Here is a 19,914-nt window from a genome sequence, read left to right as displayed (position 1 = left end):
TAGGCCGGGTGCGGCACACGGGCGTAAGGCATGCCGAACACGTAGTCCATTTCCTCGGTGCTCATGGGGATGGGTGGCGGGTTGAACCACACATCCACTTCGCCGTGCTTCTGCACCAGCGCGCGAGCGTTGCCTGGGTTGGTCTCCAGGTGCAGCACGCGGTTGGCATGGGCATAGAGCACCGGGTCGTTACGCACCTTTTCGAACGATGGCAGACGGATCACCGACTTTTCCCGGGTCACGGCCGGGCTGTCGAGAATCTGCACCACCTTGGCTTCGTTCGGGTCTTCCTGGTCGCCCTTGGCCTGTTCGATGGCGCAGGCCTGGGTGTCCTGGGTGTTCACGTACGGGTTGATGATCTTGTCGACGCGCCCTGGGCGGTCGATACGGGTGGAGTCGATCTCGTACCAGCCCTGCGGGGTATCGCGGCGCACGAAGGCGGTGCCGCGCACGTCGGTGATGGTCTCGATCTTCTCACCGTTGGACAGGCGCTGGGCCACCTCGACCACCGCACGCTCGGCGTTGCCGAACAGCAGGATGTCCGCGCTGGCGTCGATCAGGATCGAGTGACGAACCTTGTCCTGCCAGTAGTCGTAGTGGGCGATGCGACGCAGCGAAGCCTCGATGCCGCCGAGCACGATCGGCACATGCTTGTAGGCCTCCTTGCAGCGCTGGCTGTACACCAGGCTGGCACGGTCCGGACGGCTGCCGGCCAGACCACCCGGGGTGTAGGCATCGTCGGAACGGATCTTCTTGTCCGCGGTGTAGCGGTTGATCATCGAGTCCATGTTACCGGCGGCCACGCCGAAGAACAGGTTCGGTTCGCCGAGCTTCATGAAGTCGTCTTTCGACTGCCAGTTCGGCTGGGCGATGATGCCCACGCGGAAGCCCTGGGCCTCCAGCAGACGGCCAATGATGGCCATGCCGAACGACGGATGGTCGACGTAGGCATCACCGGTCACGATGATGATGTCGCAGGAATCCCAGCCGAGCAGATCCATCTCCTCCCTGCTCATTGGCAGGAAAGGTGCTGGCCCGAAGCATTCGGCCCAGTACTTGGGATAGTCGTAGAGTGGTTTGGCTGCTTGCATGTCAGTGACCGGTTCTGGTGTGCAGGGAAATCGCGGGCGCGGAATATAGCACAAATTTTGACCAAATCCGACTGGATTCGTGGGGATTGGTGGGCGGGTCGACGGTTGGGGGATGGACGTGGCAGGTGGTTGGCTTGAGGGGTGTAGTGGGGTTGCCAGGTGTTCGACAGAATCCTTGCAGCGCCTGTGAGATCAAGCACCGCGCGGGCGGCGCTCGATCTCACAGGCGCTGAAACTGTTGCGGCGAACTCCTGGCGGCCTTCATGCAACCTGAAGCCAACCCCTCACTGCCTCATCCACAGCTCAGCATCATCCATCAGCGCCTTGGCCATCGCACTCAGGTAATGGGCAGCCCAGATCATCATCGGCTTCTCATCCATCAACCCAGTGATGGTCAGTTCGCGCACATAGCCCATCAACTCCGAAGACTGCTCGCGGGCGTCTCTACACTGGATCCCGGGCTCGATGCGGAACAGCGGGTGGGGTAAACCCGCTCCCACAGGTACGGTGCAACTCTTGAAGCCTATGGTGAACCTGTAGGAGCGGGTTCACCCGCGAAAGGGCCAGCCCAGGCAACACATCAACGAATCTTTACAGCAGGCCCCTGCCCCTGCATCGGGTTGTCTTCAAGAAAAGGGGATCGTGGGGTGGATCGGGGCAAGGCGATTACTCACAGGAATACCTGAGCCTGCTTACACCAATGGCGATCGCGCCCCCTGCTGAGCGATCGCAATTCCTTCAGATTTTTACTGAATGTTTAGCCTATCCAACCCTGAGAAAGTGCTAACCAGCTAATTATTGGTGCTTTTTTCTTTATCTCTTAAGAATTGTAGGAATCGACCTTCTAGTCTTAGTAAAAAATCCTACATTAACTTTCCTCAACAAATCCCGAGAAGTTCTTGAACCCCAAAAAAAACAAGTGCTACAACAATGACGCGCTGAAAGGCGCACTCAAACCAACTCTATAGGAGCACTAGCCATGGGACGTCGTCGTTCTGAAATCCACACTCTGCAGATCCCACGCGTGATGAGCTACACATTCACCGAGTCCGAGGTTGAATTTCTCAATCTTCTGTAAGTGACAAACCAGAAGGGGCTTAGCCCCTTCTGGCTCTACCAAGGAGCAGAACATGATTACCGAACGCGAGCTGAACATAGAAGAGGCCTACAACCGGCTGACAAGGCTGCATCATCACTTAGGGCTTCAATCGAAAACAGCACTATCAAAAAAGAGTAGCCTGGTCGCCACATGCCACTTATACGACAGCGCCTACAAAGAAGTTTCTTGCGGGGCAGGAAAAGGGGAACATTGCGAACTAGGAGCCCTTGCTGAGAGCCTAGAGCACTACTTCGTCGACAAGAGCACTCCACCACTCATCGAAAGCGACCAAATTTTGCAATCGATAGCCCCATTTGACGATTGGCTCCTAAAATCCATTCCCCCGGATTGCCGAATACCTTATTTCAGTCTTCAGGCATTGAACAGCTACGACGAAATAGCCATTCCCGCGATATTGATAGCACCTTCCTCCAGAAACATTGATGAAATCGAAAAAACTGCAGCGGGCTTTCTTTCCAAATATTCGACCAACTCTGGTACAGCACTTGGCTGCACGGAGAACGAGGCTCTGCTCCACGCCATCAATGAAGCTATCGAACGTCACGCACTTTCTATGTACTACCTATCACTTTGTGGCCTGACTTCCCCACCCAAACTTTACCAACCTTCGAGTTCTTTTCTGGAAGAAACATTTGCCCATGATACCGAGCTTCTCCGCCGGGCCAAAAAACTAGAAATATACTTGACGCACGACTTTTACGAAGTTTCATTTTGCATTGCTGTTTCTCGTAGTAAAAAAGAAGGCGCACTCAGCAGCATTGGCTCCGGCAGCTCCATCAACCCCTCCATTGCAATGTACCGCGCCGTAACGGAGCAGATTCAGTGCGAGCAGCTTTCTGGGGCCACAGAAAAACAAGAAGATCTCTCTGCTGAAAAAATGCTTACTCATTCAACCCGCCTTTCAGCACTTATACACCCATGCCCCACATATGCTGTACCCGCCTTTCACCCTCCGCATACCGTTCTCAGCGTGCGCGGGCAAGTCAAGCGAACACTGATCAACTTGGAAAAACATAATAAGGTCGCATTCTATCGCACACTTTATGAGCACCCGAATCTCGCTACGGTTGTTCAGGTGTTCATACCCGGACTTGAACGCTTCCACCTGATCAGATCAGGTATTCCAGTCGCGCCACAGCGTGCACTCAAAGGCATAAGGCAATGACATGCAAATCTATAGAGGAATTCTCGCCGCCCTCGGCGCGACACTGCTCCTGAAAATCACGACCGTCGTACCTGCTCTAGTCTTGGCCGACATCATTGACAACCTGGCCACCTCAGCCGCGTCTTCCCAGCTTCTGCTCGGAGCTTTCATATGCCTCGTCGCATTACAAGCCTCAATGACCCCTCTACAAGCCTGGTGCCTGGCGCGGCTTTGCCAGGAACGCGTGAAGCAACTTTCCATCCGCTGGTGCCGCGAATTGCTGGACAAGCGCTTCGAGGCCTATGGACAACTCCATGGCGGAACACTGGTAAAAGTACTGGATAGGGGCATTACTGCACAGGAGCGGTGGTTAGGCTTTTTGATTGGCTCGGCATGGCCGGTGCTAGCCGAAGCTGCAGTGCTGATAACGCTCTTCGCTTACCTGGGGGCTACTTCGGTATTGATCGGCCTCATCCCTTTGAGCCTGGCCTACCTGTGGGCCAACGATCGCCTGGTGCGCTGGCGCCGGCCACATATCGAGGCAGTGAACGCGCGCGAGGATGAACTGGCGGAACAATGGGTCGATACCTTCGCCAGCGCGGCAACGGTCAAACTGGAAAAGGCCGAGGATGCCGCAATGCTCCCGGTCAACCAGACACTTTCGCACTATGCCGACTCAGCAGTGCAGGTAGCTCACAGTGGGGGTTGGATTCAGAGCCTGCGTACCCTGTTCATAGGCCTGGGCAGTGGCGGTTTGCTCATGTGGGGTATCCATGATCAGGCTCTGGCAACACCGCAATTGAGCCTGGGCGAGCTGGTTGCTCTCTTCACCTTGGTGAGCGGATTGCTGGCAGGGGTTGCGCAACTTGCTGAGGCCTGGCGATTGCTAGACCAGTTTCGGCTAGACAAACGCAAACTCGAACACTGGCTCCAGCTCCCCTCGTTCGGCCCAGCATGCACTACTGAGGCGAAGTCCCAAGACCAGGACGCTGGCCTAAGCATCGCCCCGTGCCAGTTGAGCGCTCGAGATACTGTACAACTTCACATCGAAGAACCCTTGGTACTGCACAAAGGAGAACGGGTCGCACTGATCGGGCCCAGCGGATGTGGTAAATCGACACTTCTGCATACGCTGGCGGGAACGATATTCCCGTTGCGCAAGGATGTGCACCTGCACGGCAGGTGCCTGGCGTCGCTCGACGCTAGTGAACAATTCAGTCGATTACGACTCTGCCCTCAGGATGCGCATTTCATACCCGGCCCCCTGCCCCGCGCGGTGCTGTTCGAGCAAGCTCATGATCGCGCTCAAATCGAAGGATGGCTTGAACGGTTGGGCCTGAGCAAAGACTGGTACGAACTTGATCTGGATGCACGCGCAGAATCGATATCGGGCGGCGAAGCACGCAGGCTGACGCTGCTACGCCTTCTTAATCAGCCTGGGGAATTCAATTTCTTTGACGAACCCACAGCCGGGCTCGATGCCGCGTCGGCAGAGCGTACCTGGGACCTGTTGTTCGAAGCATTTGAAGGGCGAGGGCTGATTTGCGTGACGCATGATCAGAGCGCACTGTCGCGGTTTGACCGGGTGATCACCCTGAGCGAGGGGCGGATCATCAGCCAAGGGCAAACGAACATCGCTCAGATTTCTGAGCTAGTAGGCGCACCGCAAACCTTGTAGGTGCAGCCTTGCTAGCTCAATGGGTTATTCATCATCATCGAAGTTGTACATCCCCGGCGCCAAGTTCTCGAACCGGGTGTACTTGCCGATAAACGCCAAACGCACGAAGCCGATGGGGCCGTTACGCTGTTTGCCGATGATGATTTCCGCCACGCCCTTGTGCTCGGTCTCGGGGTGGTACACCTCGTCGCGGTACACGAACATGATCACGTCGGCGTCCTGCTCGATTGCACCGGATTCACGCAAGTCGGAGTTCACCGGGCGTTTGTTCGGGCGCTGTTCCAGCGAGCGGTTCAGCTGCGAAAGGGCAATGACCGGGCAGTTGAATTCTTTGGCCAGGGCCTTGAGCGAGCGGGAAATCTCGGAAATTTCGTTGGTACGGTTGTCACCGGCCGACCCCGGAATCTGCATCAGCTGCAGGTAGTCGACCATGATCATGGCGATCTCGCCATGCTCACGGGCCAGGCGGCGGGTACGCGCGCGCATTTCCGAGGGGCTGATACCCGCTGTATCGTCGATGAACAATTTTCGGTCGTTGAGCAGGTTCACTGCCGAGGTCAGGCGCGGCCAGTCGTCGTCATCCAGCTGGCCGGAACGGACCTTGGTCTGGTCGATACGCCCCAGGGACGAAAGCATACGCATGATCAGCGACTCACCTGGCATCTCGAGGGAGAACACCAGCACCGCCTTGTCGGTCCGCAGTACGGCGTTTTCCACCAGGTTCATGGCGAAGGTGGTCTTACCCATCGACGGACGGCCGGCGACGATGATCAAGTCTGCCGCCTGCAGGCCGCTGGTCTTCTCGTCCAGGTCGGTGTACCCGGTGGAGATACCGGTGATGTCACTGTCGGAGTTGAACAGCGTATCGATGCGGTCGATGGCCATGGTCAACAGCTCGTTGACGCCCACCGGGCCGCCGGTTTTAGGCCGTGCCTCGGCGATCTGGAAGATCTGCCGTTCGGCATCGTCGAGAATCTCGGCAGCGTTGCGCCCCTGCGGGTTGAACGCGTTGTCGGCGATGTCGGTACTGATGCTGATCAGCTGGCGCAACGTGGCCCGCTCGCGAATGATCGCGGCGTAGGCCTTGATGTTGGCCACCGAAGGGGTGTTCTTGGCCAGCTCGGCCAGGTAAGCCAAACCGCCGATCTGCGAGGACAGGCCTTCCTTGTCCAACTGCTCGTGGAGGGTCACCACGTCGAATGGCTGGTTGGCGTCGGCCAACTTGTGCACAGCGCGGAAGATCAGCCGGTGGTCATGCCGGTAGAAATCGCCGTCCGACACCTGGTCCAGCACCCGCTCCCAGGCATTGTTGTCCAGCATCAGGCCACCGAGCACGGCCTGTTCGGCCTCGATGGAATGCGGCGGTACCTTCAGGGCTGCGGTTTGCAGGTCAAGCTGTTCGGAGGTGGTGATCTCGTTCATGGCCACGAAAGAATTCTGGAGGATGAAAAAGACAAAGGGCACGGCCTGTCGAAAACAGGACCGTGCCCGATGTTAACCGCCTGACTCGCAAGGAGCCAGCCAGTTAGCGCAGCTTAGGCAGCTACGACGACCACGCGTACGGTGGCTTCAACGTCGCTGTGCAGGTGCACGGCTACGTCGTATTCGCCAACCTGACGGATGGTGCCGTTCGGCAGACGAACTTCAGCCTTGGCCACTTCAACGCCGGAGGCGGTCAGGGCGTCAGCGATGTCGTGGGTGCCGATCGAACCGAACAGCTTGCCTTCGTCGCCAGCGGTGGCAGTGATGGTCACTTCCAGCTCGGCCAGTTGGGCAGCGCGGCTTTCAGCCGAAGCTTTCTTGTCAGCGGCTGCTTTTTCCAGCTCGGCACGACGCTCTTCGAACGCAGCCAGGTTGGCGGCGTTGGCAACGGTGGCCTTGCCGAATGGCAGCAGGAAGTTACGGCCGTAACCAGCCTTAACTTTTACTTTGTCGCCCAGGTTGCCCAGGTTAGCGACTTTTTCCAGCAGGATCAGTTCCATTTGGTAAAACCTCTTAACTTTTAACCTTCACCGTTCGCGGAGTCTTTCCCCGGAGGGGACTTGCGACCGCGAAAATCAATCAGGCTGTCGACAATGGCCAAAACCATCAGCAACGGATAAATCAGCTGCATGATCAGCGGTAGCGTCACGTACATCCCCACCAGCCAGAAACCGGCCAGTCGGCCCTGTGCCACCAGCCCGTGCATCAAGGCGATGCCGGCCAGCACCAGTACCAGGCTGGAAGCCGATGCCAGGATGATGAACTGCGGGCCGATAAACGGCGCCACCACCATCACTGCCACCAAGACCGCCATGGTCTGTTTCGGCAACTTCAGTTCGCGAAACTCGCGACCGAAGCCTCCAGGGTTGTACAACGCTGCCTGCCAATAGCGCGCCAGCATCAACGCCAGCACACTGAACAATTGCACCGTCACTGCTGTGGAAGCGACCAGCACAGGGCGGATCAGCTCACCGGAGAGCACCGGTTGCCCTTCGATTTGCGGCATGGCTTCGGCAAACGCCTTGGCCAGCACATCGAAGGTTTGCGCCAGCGCCAGATCAAGCACGAGGCTGAAAGCCACGGCGAACACGGCACTGGCGAGCAACACCCGGCTCCAGGGATGCTCGGCACGCAACATGGCGGCCAGGGCCAAGGCACCCGCAATCACCAGAAAGGTGATGGGATCGCCCATGACCCACACGGCCAGCCCGGCCAGCAAGCCGCCGGCGATGACCGATGTAGCATCCTTGAACCCACGCCGCAGCAGCACAAGGCTGCCGGCAGCGGCACTCAACCAGAACAGCAGCGGCAGTACCGCGCTGATGACCACCACCAGGGTGGCCTGCACACGACCGCGCATGATGAAACTTGCTAACGCTCGCATGCTAATCCCTTACTGCTTGTCGACGACCCGGTCTCAGCGGCCGTGGCTGTCGGTGTAGGGCAGCAGGGCCAGGAAGCGGGCGCGCTTGATAGCGGTAGCCAGCTGACGCTGATAACGAGCTTTGGTACCGGTGATACGGCTTGGAACGATCTTGCCGGTTTCGGATACGTAAGCTTTCAGGGTGTTGAGATCTTTGAAGTCGATCTCTTTCACGTCTTCAGCAGTGAAGCGGCAGAATTTACGACGACGGAAGAAACGTGCCATTTAATAGGCTCCTCTAAAGGTCCGTGGATTACTCGTCAGCGTTATCGCTGGAGTCGCTGTCATTGCTGTCGTCGCCTTCGGCGGAGTCAGCATGCTCAGGACGCTCGCGACGCTCACGGCGCTCGCTGCGGTTCTCTTCAGCCTTCAGCATCTCGGACTGGCCGGTAACGGCTTCGTCGCGACGGATGACCAGGTTACGGATAACGGCATCGTTGTAGCGGAAGTTGTCTTCCAGCTCGGCCAGGGCCTTGCCGGTGCACTCAACGTTCAGCATCACGTAGTGAGCCTTGTGAACATTGTTGATTGCGTAGGCCAGTTGACGACGGCCCCAGTCTTCCAGGCGGTGGATTTTGCCACCATCTTCTTCGATCAGCTTGGTGTAACGCTCAACCATGCCGCCGACTTGTTCGCTCTGGTCCGGGTGAACCAGGAAGATGATTTCGTAATGACGCATGAATGCTCCTTACGGGTTAGTAGTCTGCCAGTGAATCTGGTCAGACAAGGAGTGAATGACACTGTATGTCTTGCACGGAGGGGAGGCACATGAGCGCCTGCCAGCTCGGCAAGGGGCGCAATTGTAGAGAAGCCGGGGCGCACAAGCAAGGTGATTGGTGAATATTTGAACAGCCTGAAACATATTTACAGGCTGCGGGCCCTTTCGCGGGTGAACCCGCTCCTACAGGGGAACGCAATCACCCTGTAGGAGCGGGTTCACCCGCGAAGAGGCCGGAACAGGCTGAGAATCAGCGCTTGGCCTGGCGCTGACGCACGGCTTCGAACAGGCAAACCCCGGTCGCCACCGACACGTTAAGGCTGCTGACGCTACCCGCCATCGGCAACTTCACCAGGAAGTCGCAATGCTCACGGGTAAGCCGGCGCATGCCCTTGCCTTCCGCCCCCATGATCATCACCAGTGGCCCGGTCAGGTCTTGCTGGTAGATCTCCTGCTCGGCCTCGCCAGCAGTACCCACTACCCACAGGCCACGCTGCTGCAACTTCTCAAGCGTACGCGCCAGGTTGGTCACAGCCACCAGCGGAATGACTTCGGCCGCCCCACAAGCCACCTTTCGCACAACCGGCGTCAGCGTTGCGGACTTGTCCTTGGGCACGATCACTGCCGTGGCACCGGCCGCATCCGCGGTACGCAAACAAGCACCGAGGTTGTGCGGGTCGGTCACGCCGTCCAGCACCAGGATCAGCGGCGGCGTTTCTGTGCGCTCAAGCAGCTCTTCGAGCATCAGCTCGCCCCACACCTGGCTCGGACTGACCTCGGCTACAACGCCTTGGTGCACGCCTTCAACCCAGGCATCCATCTCACGGCGCTCGGCCTGGCCGACCGGCACGCGGTTTTCCGCGGCCAGCGCCAGCAAGGTTTCGAGGCGTGGCTCGCTGCGCCCTTCCGACAGCCAGATCTGCTTGACCCGCTTTGGATGGTGCTGCAGCAATGCCTGCACGGCGTGTACGCCGTAGATTTTTTCCAGCTGACTCATGAATTGCTCTTGTTTTTGCGTGGTGCGCCGGACTTCGGCGGGCCTTTACGGTGCTTGGTCGGTTTGCCGGACGGCTTGCCACCTTTCTCCGATTTGCTGCCAGCACTGCTGCGCGCGTCGGTCATCAGCGCTTTTTTCATCTCGCGGCTTTTACGCACTTCAGCGTTTCGCTGCACAGCATCCTTGGGGAAGTACGCTTCGGACGCTTCGCTTTTGCGGCTGCGCGGCTTGGGCGTGGCTTTCGCTTCGGTTGCCGGCTGCTGCTCGGCTTTTTCGGCAACCGGCGCGGCGCCACGCTGCTTGCGGCCGATCGGTGCGGCGAGGGTCTTTTCCGACACTTCGAAGTCGATCTTGCGCTCATCCAGATCAACACGCATGACCTTGACTTCGATGGTGTCGCCCAAGCGGAAGCTGCGACCGGTGCGCTCGCCGGCCAGGCGATGGTGTACCGGGTCGAAGTGGTAGTAGTCACCCGGCAACGCACTGACGTGCACCAGGCCCTCTACATAGATATCGGTCAGTTCGACGAACAGGCCGAAACCGGTCACCGCAGTGATCACACCCGGGAAGGTCTCGCCCACGCGGTCTTTCATGAACTCGCACTTGAGCCAGTTGACCACGTCACGGGTGGCTTCGTCGGCCCGGCGCTCGGTCATCGAGCACTGCTCGCCGAGTTGCTCCAGGGTGTTTTCGTCGTACGGGTAGATACGCGCCTTGGGAATGCTCATGGCGCCTGCACGCTTGACGTGCGGGGTATCGACCTTGGAGCGGATGATGCTGCGGATGGCGCGATGCACCAGCAGGTCCGGGTAACGACGGATCGGCGAGGTGAAGTGGGTGTACGCCTCGTAATTCAGGCCGAAGTGGCCGTTGTTCTCGGTGCTGTACACGGCCTGGCTCAGCGAGCGCAGCATCACCGTCTGGATCAGGTGGAAGTCCGGGCGACCGGCAATGCTCGCCAGCAGGGCCTGGTAATCCTTCGGCGACGGGTCCTTGCCCTTGTGCAGGCTAAGGCCCAACTCGCCTAGGAAGGCGCGCAGTTTTTCCAGGCGCTCCGGCGGCGGGCCGTCGTGCACGCGGTACAGGGCCGGTACGCCGTGCTTCTGCAGGAACTCGGCGGTGGCCACGTTGGCCGCCAGCATGCATTCCTCGATCAGCTTGTGAGCATCGTTGCGCACGGTCGGGCGGATTTCGGCGATCTTGCGCTCGTCGCCGAAGATGATGCGGGTTTCCTGGGTCTCGAAGTCGATTGCACCCCGGGTGTGACGCGCCTCCACCAGCACCTTGTACAGGTTGTACAGGTTCTTCAGATCCGGCACGACCTCCTTGTACTCTTCGCGCAGCGCCTTGCCCTCACGGGTACGCGAGTGCTCGAGCATGCTGCTGACCTTGTTGTAGGTCAGGCGGGCATGGGAGTGGATCACGCCTTCGTAGAACTGATAGTCGACCATCTGGCCGGCTTTGTTCATGGTCATTTCACAGACCATGGCCAACCGGTCGACATGGGGGTTCAGCGAGCACAGGCCGTTGGACAGCTCTTCGGGGAGCATCGGCACCACGCGCTCGGGGAAGTAAACCGAGTTGCCGCGCTGCTGGGCTTCGACATCCAGGGCAGAGCCCAGACGCACGTAGCTGGACACGTCAGCGATGGCCACGTACAGGCGCCAGCCACCGGAGAACAGACGCAGCTTGCCCAGCGGTTCGCAATAAACAGCATCGTCGAAGTCGCGGGCGTCTTCACCGTCGATGGTGACGAACGGCAGATGGCGCAGGTCGACACGCTTCTCTTTGTCCTTCTCCTCGACTTCGGAGCGGAACTTGCGTGCCTCCTTGACCACATCATTGGGCCAGACGTGCGGAATGTCGTAGCTGCGCAGGGCAACGTCGATTTCCATGCCCGGCGCCATGTAGTTGCCGATGACCTCGACCACATCGCCTTGCGGCTGGAAGCGCGGCGTTGGCCAGTGGGTGATCTTGATCTCGACGAACTGGCCGATCTTGGCACCGCCGTTACGCCCGGCAGTCACCAGCACTTCCTGCTGGATCTTCGGGTTGTCCGGGGTTACGTAACCGATGCCGCCTTCTTCGAAATAGCGGCCGACCACGCTTTCGTGGGCACGGGAGATGACTTCGACCAGCACGCCTTCACGGCGGCCACGGCGGTCGACACCGGAGACGCGGGCCAGGCCACGGTCGCCGTCGAACACCAGTCGCATCTGCGACGGGCTGAGGAACAGGTCTTCGCTGCCGTCATCGGGAATAAGGAAGCCGAAGCCGTCGCGGTGGCCGGAGACGCGACCGCAGATCAGGTCCAGCTTGTCTACCGGGGCATAAGTGCCGCGCCGGGTATAGATAAGCTGGCCATCGCGCTCCATGGCACGCAGGCGGCGGCGCAGGGCTTCGATCTGGTCTTCTTCATACAGACCGAACTCTTTTGCCAGCTCCTCGCGGGCAGCAGGTTCGCCTCGGTCGGCGAGACGCTGCAGGATCAGCTCACGGCTGGGAATGGGGTTGTCGTATTTTTCCGCTTCGCGAGCGGCCTCGGGATCGAGGGATTGCCAATCGGCCATCAGAAGGGGTTCACCTTGGGGTATATAGATATGAATTCTGGCATAGGCGTATTGAAACCGGAAATGTCTGCCTTGGACAGCCCCCGCTGCAGTGCATAAACAGCAGAAATAGGCTTGTGGAATCAACAAGTTGAATTTTTTGAATTTTTTTTCGATTGGGGGCTTTACAGCCTTGGGGAGCGTCCGTATAGTGCGCACCACAACGACGGACAACCCCGAAGTTGTAGTAGAGATGAACGACGCTGTAAAGCATCAAGTAACCTCGAATGTGTGCCCAGGTGGCGGAATTGGTAGACGCGCTGGTTTCAGGTATCAGTGACCGCAAGGTCGTGGAAGTTCGAGTCTTCTCCTGGGCACCAAGTATTTTCAAGTAGCAGATGACCAAGGATCTGTTACTACTGTGTGAAAGCGAACGATAGTCGCCTTCTGCAGATGATGTAAAGCTTTGCCCAGGTGGCGGAATTGGTAGACGCGCTGGTTTCAGGTATCAGTGACCGCAAGGTCGTGGAAGTTCGAGTCTTCTCCTGGGCACCATACAAAAACCCACTAGCTTGCTAGTGGGTTTTTTCTTGCCTGCGATTTTTGTGCCCCCTCCCCCGATACCCGCACGTCGTAGGAGCGGGTTCACCCGCGAAGAGGCCCGTACAGGCAACACACGCCCAGCGCCCCCCCCCCCCTTGCACCATGGTCTGACCATGAATTTCTCGTCACCCGGCCACTTGAGAAACAATTTCGTTTACCATTGTTTCCAAATATGTAGCCGTAAGCGAGGAAGTACCCGCATGACGATCCGCCCGCAACCGCTGATGCGTACCCTGGCCGCCGCAGTGCTGAGCCTGGTCATCGGCGCTCCGGCCGCCATGGCAGACGCACCGGTCACGCTGACCATGTACAACGGTCAGCACAAGGAAATCGGCGAAGCCATTGCCAAGGCCTATGAGGCCAAGACCGGCATTCACATCGACATCCGCAAAGGCAGCAGCAACCAGCTGGCCAGCCAGATCATCGAGGAAGGCGACCGTTCGCCAGCCGACATCATCTATACCGAAGAGTCCCCGCCCCTGAACAACCTGGGCGAGCTGGGCCTGCTGGCCAAGATTGACGACGCCACGTTGAACATGATGCCCAAGGAGTACGTTGGCGCCAACGGCACCTGGATGGGTATCACCGCCCGTACGCGCATCGTCGTGTACAACCCGAAGAAAGTCGACGAGAAAGACCTGCCGACCACGGTGATGGACTTCGCCAACCCTGAGTGGGAAGGCCGCGTCGGCTACGTACCTACCAGCGGTGCGTTCCAGGAGCAGGCCGTGGCCATTCTGAAGATGCACGGGCGTGAAGCCACCGAGGAATGGTTGACCGGCCTGAAAGCCTTCGGCAAGACCTACACCAACAACATGGTCGCCCTGAAAGCCGTGGAAAAAGGTGAAGTGGCTGCGGTACTGGTGAACAACTACTACTGGTACGCGCTTGAACGCGAACGCGGCAAGCTGGACACAAAGCTCTATTACCTGGCCGACGGCGATGCTGGCAACCTGGTCACTATCTCCGGCGCAGGCGTGGTCAAGGCCAGCAAACACCCGAAAGAAGCCCAGGCCCTGCTCAACTGGATGGCCAGCGAAGAAGGCCAGCGCGTGATCACCCAGACCACCGCCGAGTACCCGCTGCACAAGGGCATGGTTTCTGATCGCGGCCTGAAGCCGTTCGACGAACTGCGCCCGCCGAAGATCTCGCCAGCTGACCTGGGCAATGCCGAGGAAGCCATCGAACTTGAGCGTGAGGTCGGCCTGCTCTGATGACTGCCGCCCTGTCCGAACCGGTGCCGGTACGCTTCGTACCGCGCCGCAAGCGCCCTTCCATCTGGGTAGTGCTGCCTGTGCTGTTCCTTGTGGCAATGAGCTTGCTGCCACTGGCTTATGTCGCCATCAAAGCCTGGGAGGCCGGCTGGCGCGAAGCTTTGCACCTGCTGTGGCGGCCCTTTGTCTGGGGGCTGATGCGCAACACCCTGATGCTGATGGTCGGGGTGACGCTGACCTGCATGGTGGTCGGCCTGGCACTGGCCTGGCTGCTGGAGCGCAGCAACCTGGCCGGCCGCCGGTTGTGGGGCGTGGTGCTGTGCCTGCCATTCGCCGTGCCGTCGTTCGTCAGCAGCTTCACCTGGGTGTCGCTAAGTTCGGACTTTGAAGGCCTGGGCGGCGCGATCATGGTCATGGCCCTGTCCAAATACCCACTGGTGTTCCTGCCCGTTGCCGCGACCCTGCGCAACCTCGACACGTCGCTGGAGGAGTCGGCACGCACCCTGGGTTGCAGCCGCTGGGGGGTGTTCAGCAAAGTCACCCTGCCGCTGCTGTGGCCGTCGATGCTCGGCGGTGCGCTACTGATTGCCCTGCATATGCTGGTGGAGTTTGGCGCGCTGTCGATACTCGGCCTGCAAACCTTTACCACGGCGATCTACCAGCAGTTCGAACTGGAGTTCAGCAACGCCAACGCGGCCATGCTGTCTGCCGTGCTGCTGGCGATGTGCCTGGCAATGCTGTGGCTGGAACTGCGGGTGCGCGGCAAAGCCCGCCATGTACGCATCGGCCAGGGCGTAGCGCGCCGTGCGCAACCGGTGCGGCTGCGCGGCTGGGCGGTGCTGGCGCAACTGTTCTGCGTGGGCCTGGCGGTGCTGGGCAGCGGCATTCCGCTGGCGATGCTCGGTTACTGGCTGAGCGTGGGTTCGTCGGCGGCATTCCCGGTGGCGGCCATCTCGAAGGCGTTGTTCACCTCGCTGTCGGTATCGCTGGGCGGTGCCGGCTTCTGTGTGCTGCTGGCTCTGCCTATCAGCTTTTTGGTGGTGCGCTACAAAGGCCGCCTGGCGATTTGGGCCGAGCGTCTACCCTATCTGCTGCACGCCCTGCCCGGCCTGGTGATTGCCCTGACGTTGGTGTTCTTCGCCCTGCACTACGTGCCGGCGCTGTACCAGACCACGGCCTTGCTGCTGTTGGCCTATGCGCTGCTGTTCCTGCCGTTGGCGCAATCACCGGTGCGCACCGCGCTGAACAAGGCTTCGCCGACGCTGGAAGAAGCCGCGCGCACGCTTGGCGCGAGCAGCTTTGCCGCGTTCTGCCGGGTGACCTTGCCGATCATCTTCCCGGCCATGGCGGCAGCCTTTGCGCTGGTGTTCCTGGATGCCATGAAAGAGCTGACGGCTACCCTGCTGCTCAGCCCGACCGGCATGACCACCTTGGCCACCGAGGTGTGGGCACACACAGCCAACGTCGAGTTCGCGGCAGCGGCGCCTTATGCTGCGTTGCTGATCGTGGTGTCGGGGTTGCCGGTTTACTTGCTGACTACGCGGATGTACCTGAACAAGGCATGAACTTCTTCGCGGGTTTGCCCGCTTCCACAAGCACAGCGCCGTTCTCAGGACCTGCGCTGTACCTGTGGGGGCTTGCCGGCCATCAGATGTTACGCAGCATGCGCCGCACAATTGGCCCATGGGCCTTGCCGACCGGCAACATGTAAAGCCGGCCGAAGGTGTTGAAGCACTGCACCGAGGTGGTCACGCCCAAGCGCTGACACCCCTCCCCGTGATCATCTAGATCCACACTCACCATTACAGCCAGGTGCGTATCACGCGAGGTCAGGACCAGTTGCTGGTCGCTGATGGCCTCGACAGTGAAGAAGTCCAGGCGCTCACCGACGGCAGGCACATGCGTTGGATCGCCGCGAGAGAAGCCGTGGATATCGGCGACATTGAAACGGCGTGAGATAAAGTCGCGAATGCGGAAAGCCCGGGCCAGCCAGCCGGGGACGTCCGAGGTCATGGCGCAGTAGGCTTGCAGGGCGGTCATCGGGTCAGTGAGCTGTACGCTGTCACTGTGCAGGAAATTCAGGTCGGCCTGGGCAGCGATTAGTTGGGCGGACATGAGCAACTCCTTTTGTCATGTGTCGCCGACAGCATAGCAACACCGCTCAGGTGTGGGAGCGGCCTTGTGTCGCGAAAGGGCCGCATAGCGGCCCCGGCAATTTCCGCGTTTATGCAACAAACCTGGGGCTGCTATGCAGCCCTTTCGCGACACAAGGCCGCTCCCACAAAGGACCGCCCAGGATTCAGGCCCGGAACTGGCCCAGGCTGGCGCGCAGCTGAGCCGCCAGATCATCCAGCACCTTGCTGCTGGCCGTGGTCTGCATCACCACCTCAGCCGAACGCTCAGCCTGAGCATGGATAGTCTCCACTCGCCCACGCACTGCCTGCGCGCCATTCGCCTGCTGCTCGGCCGCACGGGTGGCCAAGCCAATGGCCGCATGCACCTGCTCCACCGCCGCCTGCACTGACTGCTGCCGACGCTCGTTGTCACGCAGCACCAGCAAGCCTTCGCTAGCCTTGAGCCCAGCCTGGCTGATGGTGGCCACAGCTTCCTTGGCGCCCTTCTGCAATGCTGCGATGTGCGCCTGGATATCGCCCGTCGAGCTTTGCGTCTTGCTCGCCAGTGCCCGTACCTCATCGGCCACCACGGCAAAACCACGCCCGGTTTCACCCGCACGGGCTGCCTCGATGGCAGCGTTCAGGGCCAGCAGGTTGGTCTGTTCGGCAATCCCGTGAATCACCGTCAGCACCACTTCGATCTGCTCGCTCTGCTTGGCCAAGCGCTCGATCACCTGAGAGCCGGCATCCACCTGCCCGGCCAGGTTCTCGATCAAACCCGCCAGTTGGGTCGAAGTGCGGCTGTTTTCATCCGTGGCCTGGCGGATATCCACCACCTGCTGCAACGCCGCCTGCATCGCATGGCTTTCGGCCTGGGCTTCGTCGGCCATGCTCGACAGGTCGCGCAGGCTCGCCGCTACTTCGTCGCGCTGCAACGCGGCGGCAGCATCGGCACCGGCATTACGCTGGGCCATCGCGCCAATCTCGACACCGGTGCGCTGCGCCACTTCACCCGCCTCGCGCACAATCGGCTGTAACTTGTCGACAAAGCGGTTCACTGCTGAGGCCATGTCGCCGATTTCATCTCGGCTGTCGAGCGGCACGCGCTTGGTCAAGTCACCTTCGCCGGCTGCCAGGTCATCGAGGGCGGTAATCAACAGGCGCAGCTTGCTCAGTACCCGTCGACCAAGCACCAGGGCCACCACCAGCAGCACCCCAAGGCCGACCAGCACCAGGCCCAGACCGATACGCCAGCGCAGCTCTGCAGCGGCATCGCGCACAGTTTGCGCGGTATTGGCCTGCATGGCGGCAGCACTGCCCTGCGCCTTCTCCAGGCGCTCACGCAGGGTTTTGCCGCTGTCGGCTGCGGCACCCACCAGGCTGTCGCCAACCAGTTGCTCACCGCTGGCAATCAGCGCCGCGAAGCGCTGGTCCAAGGCCTTGAGCTCCTGGTCGATGCCCGCCGTGGAAACCCCCATCACCACCTTGCCGATTTCTGCGCCATTGGGGTTGATCGAAGCTTCGACAAAGTACACCGCCGGGTCTTGTCGGGCGGCATTGATCACCTTGTCCAGCGCACGCTCGCCCTGGCCCTTGTCCATCAAAGCCTGGTTGATCGGGTTTTGCCGGTTCAGGTAACGGGTCAGGTGCTGGCCCTGTGCATCGTCGTAAACCACGAACAGCACGTTGGGGTTGCGCTGGGCACGCCGGGCAAAGTCGGAGAGCACTGGCACATCGTTGTCCCAGATCGCCCGCGGGGCAACCGAAGCCAGCAGTTCGGCCATGTCGTTGGCGGAGTCCTTGAGGTTCTTCTCCAGGGTGCTGCGCAGTTGCTGCTGTTCGCTTTGCAGGCGCTCCGACAACCCTGCGCTCAGGCGCTGGCGGGTACTGCTCGACAGGCCGTCGAGCCCAGAGCGCACATCTTGCCCGGCTTGCTCCAGATCGCTTGCGAGTTGGCGACTGTCATTACCCAGTCGCTCGCCAAGGTCAGCCTCCAGGGCGGTGACTGTGCTTCGGGTGAGCGCAACGGCAACCAGCACCTGCACCAAAAGAGCGATACCAAGGGCAACAAACACAGGCCGCAAGAGGCGGCTTCGTAACAGTGAGAGGATGGCAGACACGGTGTAACCCTCGTGTTTTCTGGCGCCACTATTTTGATGGCATCTACAAAAACTTCTTACAGCAAGGGTTGTGCCGTAGGCAGCGGGGAAATGCGCCAAGGTCTAGCAATGGGGTTTCGTGTGCCGGCCCATTCGCGGGTAAACCCGCGCCTACAACGGCCTGCGCCCAACCGCCGTTGTGTGCCCACACCCAACCAGTGTAGGAGCGGGTTTACCCGCGAATACGGTAGCGGCGGCAACGGTGGATTGCCGGTGGATATTGGCCAGCACAGACATGCCCACAAATGAAAACGCCGCGGCCCTTCTCAGGGCCGCGGCGTCAGATCAGCCTGGAGGGCAGATCAGGCGAACGGGTGACGCAGCACGATGGTCTCGTTGCGGTCCGGGCCGGTCGAAATGATGTCGATCGGCGCGCCAACCAGCTCTTCGATGCGCTTGATGTAGTCACGCGCAGCTTGCGGCAGCTCTTCCAGGGTTTTCACACCCAGAGTCGACTCGCTCCAGCCTGGCATCTCTTCGTACACAGGCTCCAGGCCAATGTAGCTGTCGGCATCGGAAGGCGCGTCGATGACGGCACCGTTCTCGTTCTTGTAGCCAACGCAGATGTTGATGGTTTCCAGGCCGTCCAGTACGTCCAGCTTGGTCAGGCAGATGCCCGAGATGCTGTTGACGTCGATGGCGCGACGCAGGATCACGGCATCGAACCAGCCGCAACGACGGGCACGGCCGGTGGTGGAGCCGAACTCGTGGCCACGCTTGGCCAGGGTAGCACCAGTCTCGTCGAACAGTTCGGTCGGGAACGGACCGGAACCTACGCGAGTGGTGTAGGCCTTGGTGATGCCGAGGATGTAGTCGAGGTACATCGGGCCAACGCCGGAACCGGTGGAAATACCGCCAGCCGTGGTGTTGGAGCTGGTGACGTACGGGTAGGTACCGTGGTCGATGTCCAGCAGCGAGCCCTGGGCACCCTCGAACATGATGTCCTTGCCGGCGCGACGCAGGTTGTGCAGCTCGGCGGTGACGTCGAGCATCATCGGCTTGAGCTGTTCGGCGTAAGCCATGCACTCGTCCAGCGTCTGCTGGAAGTCGATGGCTGGCTCTTTGTAGTAGTTCACCAGCTGGAAGTTGTGGTAATCCAGCAGCTCACCCAGCTTGGCGGCGAAACGCTCGCGGTGGAACAGATCACCCACGCGCAGGCCGCGACGTGCCACCTTGTCTTCGTAAGCTGGGCCGATACCACGGCCGGTGGTGCCGATCTTGGCTTCGCCACGGGCTTTTTCGCGGGCCTGATCCAGGGCCACATGGTACGACAGGATCAGCGGCGCAGCCGGGGAAATGCGCAGGCGCTCGCGCACCGGTACGCCTTTCTCTTCCAGCTTGGTGATTTCACGCATCAGTGCATCCGGGGCAACGACCACGCCGTTACCGATCAGGCACTGTACGCCTTCACGCAGGATGCCGGATGGAATCAGGTGCAGAACGGTCTTTTCACCGTTGATCACCAGGGTGTGACCCGCATTGTGGCCACCCTGGTAGCGCACTACGGCGGCAGCATGTTCGGTCAGCAGATCGACGATCTTGCCTTTGCCCTCATCACCCCACTGGGTGCCCAGGACGACGACATTCTTACCCATTACATTGGTCCTCATTCACGCAAACTT

Annotated in this window: 14 protein-coding genes, 2 tRNA genes and 3 pseudogenes; 6 read left to right on the top strand and 13 right to left on the bottom strand. The window is 60.1% G+C overall.

Annotated features, from left to right (window positions below):
* Both BJQ17_RS01820 and BJQ17_RS01815 read right to left on the bottom strand, forming a co-directional pair.
* Window positions 1-1,091, bottom strand: a pseudogene (locus BJQ17_RS01820) (YgiQ family radical SAM protein); the annotation flags it as partial.
* Between the two features lie 284 nt (window positions 1,092-1,375).
* Window positions 1,376-1,591 (bottom strand): DUF3077 domain-containing protein, encoded by a 216-nt coding sequence (locus BJQ17_RS01815; RefSeq protein WP_019438726.1) that lies wholly within the window; start codon window positions 1,589-1,591, stop codon window positions 1,376-1,378.
* A gap of 630 nt (window positions 1,592-2,221) precedes the next feature.
* Between BJQ17_RS01815 and BJQ17_RS01810 the strand changes: the two genes are divergently transcribed.
* Both BJQ17_RS01810 and BJQ17_RS01805 read left to right on the top strand, forming a co-directional pair.
* A complete protein-coding gene (locus BJQ17_RS01810) occupies window positions 2,222-3,376 on the top strand; it encodes a YcaO-like family protein (RefSeq protein WP_070095415.1) in 1,155 nt (384 codons plus the stop codon).
* Window position 3,377: 1 nt separating this feature from the next.
* Window positions 3,378-5,033, top strand: coding sequence for an ATP-binding cassette domain-containing protein (locus BJQ17_RS01805; protein ID WP_070095414.1), 1,656 nt, complete (start codon window positions 3,378-3,380; stop codon window positions 5,031-5,033).
* Window positions 5,034-5,057: 24 nt separating this feature from the next.
* Here BJQ17_RS01805 and dnaB read toward each other — a convergent pair whose 3' ends face one another.
* The 7 genes from dnaB to rnr form a co-directional block, all read right to left on the bottom strand.
* Window positions 5,058-6,455, bottom strand: coding sequence for a replicative DNA helicase (gene dnaB, locus BJQ17_RS01800; RefSeq protein WP_003249571.1), 1,398 nt, complete (start codon window positions 6,453-6,455; stop codon window positions 5,058-5,060).
* A gap of 113 nt (window positions 6,456-6,568) precedes the next feature.
* Window positions 6,569-7,015, bottom strand: coding sequence for a 50S ribosomal protein L9 (gene rplI / locus BJQ17_RS01795; RefSeq protein ID WP_003249568.1), 447 nt, complete (start codon window positions 7,013-7,015; stop codon window positions 6,569-6,571).
* A gap of 20 nt (window positions 7,016-7,035) precedes the next feature.
* Window positions 7,036-7,899 carry a hypothetical protein gene (locus BJQ17_RS01790; protein ID WP_012053856.1) on the bottom strand — a complete coding sequence of 288 codons (864 nt, stop codon included), beginning with the start codon at window positions 7,897-7,899 and terminating at the stop codon, window positions 7,036-7,038.
* Between the two features lie 33 nt (window positions 7,900-7,932).
* Window positions 7,933-8,163 (bottom strand): 30S ribosomal protein S18, encoded by a 231-nt coding sequence (gene rpsR / locus BJQ17_RS01785; RefSeq protein ID WP_003249563.1) that lies wholly within the window; start codon window positions 8,161-8,163, stop codon window positions 7,933-7,935.
* Between the two features lie 28 nt (window positions 8,164-8,191).
* Entirely contained in the window at window positions 8,192-8,617 is a 426-nt protein-coding gene (gene rpsF / locus BJQ17_RS01780; RefSeq protein ID WP_003249557.1) for a 30S ribosomal protein S6, read from the bottom strand.
* A 289-nt stretch (window positions 8,618-8,906) separates the two neighbouring features.
* Complete coding sequence (gene rlmB / locus BJQ17_RS01775) at window positions 8,907-9,653, bottom strand: 23S rRNA (guanosine(2251)-2'-O)-methyltransferase RlmB (RefSeq protein WP_003249554.1); 747 nt, start codon at window positions 9,651-9,653, stop codon at window positions 8,907-8,909.
* Window positions 9,650-12,223, bottom strand: coding sequence for a ribonuclease R (rnr, locus tag BJQ17_RS01770; protein ID WP_003249552.1), 2,574 nt, complete (start codon window positions 12,221-12,223; stop codon window positions 9,650-9,652). The genes rlmB and rnr overlap by 4 nt, the downstream gene beginning before the upstream one ends.
* A gap of 272 nt (window positions 12,224-12,495) precedes the next feature.
* Here rnr and BJQ17_RS01765 point away from each other — a divergent pair.
* The 4 genes from BJQ17_RS01765 to BJQ17_RS01750 all read left to right on the top strand — a co-directional run bounded on the left by BJQ17_RS01765 (window position 12,496) and on the right by BJQ17_RS01750 (window position 15,584).
* A tRNA-Leu gene (locus BJQ17_RS01765) sits at window positions 12,496-12,582 on the top strand.
* Window positions 12,583-12,670: 88 nt separating this feature from the next.
* A tRNA-Leu gene (locus BJQ17_RS01760) sits at window positions 12,671-12,757 on the top strand.
* Window positions 12,758-13,005: 248 nt separating this feature from the next.
* Window positions 13,006-14,019: an extracellular solute-binding protein gene (locus tag BJQ17_RS01755; RefSeq protein WP_003249550.1), complete on the top strand. Its 1,014-nt coding sequence runs from the start codon at window positions 13,006-13,008 to the stop codon at window positions 14,017-14,019.
* A complete protein-coding gene (locus BJQ17_RS01750; RefSeq protein ID WP_003249548.1) occupies window positions 14,019-15,584 on the top strand; it encodes an iron ABC transporter permease in 1,566 nt (521 codons plus the stop codon). Before BJQ17_RS01755 ends, BJQ17_RS01750 begins: the two co-directional genes overlap by 1 nt.
* An 82-nt stretch (window positions 15,585-15,666) precedes the next feature.
* On the opposite strand, the gene BJQ17_RS01745 is transcribed toward BJQ17_RS01750, so the two are convergent.
* The 4 genes and pseudogenes from BJQ17_RS01745 to BJQ17_RS01735 all read right to left on the bottom strand — a co-directional run bounded on the left by BJQ17_RS01745 (window position 15,667) and on the right by BJQ17_RS01735 (window position 19,887).
* Window positions 15,667-16,134 (bottom strand): DUF2867 domain-containing protein, encoded by a 468-nt coding sequence (locus BJQ17_RS01745; RefSeq protein ID WP_070095413.1) that lies wholly within the window; start codon window positions 16,132-16,134, stop codon window positions 15,667-15,669.
* A gap of 184 nt (window positions 16,135-16,318) precedes the next feature.
* A pseudogene (locus BJQ17_RS32450) lies at window positions 16,319-16,864 on the bottom strand (methyl-accepting chemotaxis protein); the annotation flags it as partial.
* Window positions 16,865-17,224: 360 nt separating this feature from the next.
* A pseudogene (locus BJQ17_RS32445) lies at window positions 17,225-17,437 on the bottom strand (methyl-accepting chemotaxis protein); the annotation flags it as partial.
* A 1,157-nt stretch (window positions 17,438-18,594) separates the two neighbouring features.
* Entirely contained in the window at window positions 18,595-19,887 is a 1,293-nt protein-coding gene (locus BJQ17_RS01735; RefSeq protein WP_003249542.1) for an adenylosuccinate synthase, read from the bottom strand.
* Between the last annotated feature and the right edge of the window lie 27 nt (window positions 19,888-19,914).

The organism is Pseudomonas sp. NBRC 111139 (assembly GCF_001753955.1).
Lineage (GTDB): Bacteria > Pseudomonadota > Gammaproteobacteria > Pseudomonadales > Pseudomonadaceae > Aquipseudomonas > Aquipseudomonas alloputida.
This window is presented reverse-complemented; position numbering and strand designations above follow the sequence as displayed.

What these genes read in the sequence shown, in the direction of transcription:
- BJQ17_RS01755 (WP_003249550.1), top strand. Translation starts at nt 13,006, where the DNA reads ATGACGATCCGCCCGCAACCGCTGATGCGTACCCTGGCCGCCGCAGTG.
- rpsF (WP_003249557.1), bottom strand. Translation starts at nt 8,617, where the DNA reads ATGCGTCATTACGAAATCATCTTCCTGGTTCACCCGGACCAGAGCGAA.
- BJQ17_RS01735 (WP_003249542.1), bottom strand. Translation starts at nt 19,887, where the DNA reads ATGGGTAAGAATGTCGTCGTCCTGGGCACCCAGTGGGGTGATGAGGGC.
- rlmB (WP_003249554.1), bottom strand. Translation starts at nt 9,653, where the DNA reads ATGAGTCAGCTGGAAAAAATCTACGGCGTACACGCCGTGCAGGCATTG.
- BJQ17_RS01790 (WP_012053856.1), bottom strand. Translation starts at nt 7,899, where the DNA reads ATGCGAGCGTTAGCAAGTTTCATCATGCGCGGTCGTGTGCAGGCCACC.
- rnr (WP_003249552.1), bottom strand. Translation starts at nt 12,223, where the DNA reads ATGGCCGATTGGCAATCCCTCGATCCCGAGGCCGCTCGCGAAGCGGAA.
- rpsR (WP_003249563.1), bottom strand. Translation starts at nt 8,163, where the DNA reads ATGGCACGTTTCTTCCGTCGTCGTAAATTCTGCCGCTTCACTGCTGAA.
- BJQ17_RS01745 (WP_070095413.1), bottom strand. Translation starts at nt 16,134, where the DNA reads ATGTCCGCCCAACTAATCGCTGCCCAGGCCGACCTGAATTTCCTGCAC.
- dnaB (WP_003249571.1), bottom strand. Translation starts at nt 6,455, where the DNA reads ATGAACGAGATCACCACCTCCGAACAGCTTGACCTGCAAACCGCAGCC.
- rplI (WP_003249568.1), bottom strand. Translation starts at nt 7,015, where the DNA reads ATGGAACTGATCCTGCTGGAAAAAGTCGCTAACCTGGGCAACCTGGGC.
- BJQ17_RS01750 (WP_003249548.1), top strand. Translation starts at nt 14,019, where the DNA reads ATGACTGCCGCCCTGTCCGAACCGGTGCCGGTACGCTTCGTACCGCGC.
- BJQ17_RS01805 (WP_070095414.1), top strand. Translation starts at nt 3,378, where the DNA reads ATGCAAATCTATAGAGGAATTCTCGCCGCCCTCGGCGCGACACTGCTC.
- BJQ17_RS01810 (WP_070095415.1), top strand. Translation starts at nt 2,222, where the DNA reads ATGATTACCGAACGCGAGCTGAACATAGAAGAGGCCTACAACCGGCTG.